Origin of the sequence: Sulfurovum sp., from assembly GCA_026990595.1 — a bacterium.
Taxonomy (GTDB): Bacteria; Campylobacterota; Campylobacteria; order Campylobacterales; family Sulfurovaceae; genus Sulfurovum.
In genome coordinates, this window is record JALXCZ010000026.1 from 18,715 (window position 1) to 21,611 (window position 2,897).

The following is a 2,897-nucleotide window of genomic DNA, read 5'->3' on the forward strand; positions in this document are numbered from 1 at the left end:
GTATACACCAAATGTAAATTACGATGGTACAGACAGCTTTACTTTCAAAGTAAACGATGGTACTGTAGATTCGATAGAAGCAACAGTTTCTCTTGTAATAACCCCAGTGAATGATGCACCTGTGGCTGTAGATGATAATATCAGCATGGATGAAGATACCCAAGTAGTTATTGATGTACTTGCCAATGATAGTGACAGTGATGGGACTTTGGACAGTAATAGTATTTTTATTACTTCTATGCCTACACATGGTAGTGTGAGTCTTGTCTCAGGAAAAGTGAACTATACACCTGATGCAAATTATCATGGAAATGATCAACTCTCGTATACAGTGAGTGATAATGATGGTTTGGTTTCCAACAAAGTAGATGTAAGCATTACTATTAATGCTACAAATGATGCACCTGTAGCTTATGAACAGAATCTTACTACACAAGAAGATAGTAGTCAAAACATCGTTTTAACGGCATCAGACACTGATGATGATAATCTCAGTTATATCATAACTACACAACCAATGCATGGTACATTAAACGGGTTAGCTCCCAATATACTCTACAGTCCAAGCAAAAATTACAATGGTACAGACAGTTTTAGCTTTAAGGCGAATGATGGAACTGTAGATTCAAATATAGCAACAATTCATATAGAAGTAAATCCAGTCAACGATGCACCAGTAGTAGATGCAGGATTGGATAGAAATATCACGGAAGGTGAGAGCATCACACTTGAAGCTAACGCTACAGATAGTGATGGAACTATAGTGGCGTACTCATGGAGAGAAAATAATAATCCTATAGGTGATACTTCTATCGTAACGCTTGAGTCAAATCTCTCAGTTGGGGTACATAATTTTGTAGTAGCTGTCATAGATAATGATGGTGCAGTTGCAAGTGATAGTGTGGTAGTAAATGTAAAAGCTCTTGTAAAAAGTTCACTCTCTGGTCAAATTCTAGATAACCAAGGTGCGTTTATAGCAGGAGCAAAAGTTGAACTCATCACGGGGGAGACGACAACGTCAGATGCTAAAGGATACTACCATTTTGCAGAAGTAATACCTACCAGTAGAACAGTTATAAATGCTTCACGCTATAGTTTTTTAAGTAACTCAGCAGCAGTAGCACTACTCGAAGGTAAAGAGACTATTAGAGATATCGTACTTGCCCGTCCTAAATCAGTGACTACTTTTGTACCTTCTGAGGGTACAACAATTGTTACAGACAACACAACGATTGAACTTCCTCAAGGTGGGTATATCACTGCTCTTGGAGAACCTTATGAAGGTAATATTACAGCTTCTGTATCTTATTTCCCTGCTACAACGCAAGAGGGCCAAGATGCTTTTGCAGGTGACCCTATGGCTATTGATGAAAATAATGAAACTGGATATTTGACTTCATATGGTTTTGTCAAACTTGAGCTTACAGATGAAAATGGAAGTGCTATAGATTTTGCAGAAGGTGAGAAGATGACTCTAAACATTCCTGCTGATCCAAACCTTGATACTCCTGACACTATACCTATGTGGTATTTTGATACAGATAAAGGTATTTGGGTGCAAGATGGTGTAGCCACGTATGATCCTGTGAGTAAAAGTTATATTACAACTATGGATGCTAGACGTGCGCCTATAAATTTAGATCGCTACAATAATCCAAGTTGGGTGTATACCTGTATAGAAGATAGTCAAGGAAAAGTACTTAACGGTTATGTAGGTATGAGAAAAGGTATTAGTGATACCAATAGAAATTTATCTTATACCAATAGACCTAATAATATAGCCTTTGTTATTAGTAACTTGGGAGAAGGAAATTATACTGTACGTGCTGTTAGTGATGATGGACGCATAGGTACATATGTAGAAAACCCTTTATTCTTGCAACCAAGAGGCAATAAAACAGATACATGTATTGTAGTTGATGATAATAATAGAACGCAACCAATTAGTATTACAGGTACAGTGTTAGATGAAAATGGTACAGCCTTAGCAGATGCTGATATTGTTGTATATAAAAAGAATGGTAGGTCTTTAACTGAAATTACGAGAGTACAAAGTGATACTAATGGAGACTATACTATAGATTTTACTAGTAACAGTAAAACAGCTATGGAAGTAGCACTTTTTGGTGATTTACCTGTTGTTGTGAAAATTTCAAAAGATGGTTTTAAGGCTGAGAGGGAACTTACGCTAAGTAGTGCAACTGAAGGGTATGATTTAGGAAATATAGCGGTACAACCTAATCAACCTCCTGTGGCGAATGCAGGACTTGATATAACTGTGTATTTTGGTTCAAATGTCTCGCTTAATGCGAGTAAGAGTTTTGATCCAGATGGGACGATTAAGAAGTATGAATGGAGAGAAGGGAACAAGACTTTAAGTACAAGTAATTCTTTTAGCTTTTCTAATCCAAGTGTAGGTGTGCATCATATTTTATTGATTGTTTCTGATGATATTGGTTTAAAATCAAGTGACGACTTATTGATTATTGTGAATCAATCAGAAGTGTTTGCTGAAGCAGGCATAGATAGAAATATCTATTTGGGAACAACAACATATATGGATGCACGAAAGAGTTATTCTCTAGGAAGCAGTATTTCTAAATACGAATGGAAAGAGGGAAATACTACCTTAGATAGTACTTATGACTTTTATTATAGAGGCGCTAGCGTAGGAGAACATACTCTTACCCTTACTGTAACAGATGCGTATGGAGTGACAGCTACAGATGAAGTAAATATCACGGTACAAGATAGAGGTCTAATTGCTAACGCAGGCATAGATAGAAATATCTATTTGGGAACAACAACATATATGGATGCACGAAAGAGTTATTCTCTAGGAAGCAGTATTTCTAAATACGAATGGAAAGAGGGAAATACTACCTTAGATAGTACTT

At 36.6% G+C, this 2,897-nt stretch carries 1 protein-coding gene; it reads left to right on the top strand.

The genetic code is table 11. The features are described 5' to 3' along the window. Nucleotides 1–2,897, top strand: a 2,897-nt coding sequence (locus MVE01_RS05610) for a carboxypeptidase-like regulatory domain-containing protein (RefSeq protein ID WP_472561195.1), incomplete at both ends; no start/stop codon positions are given.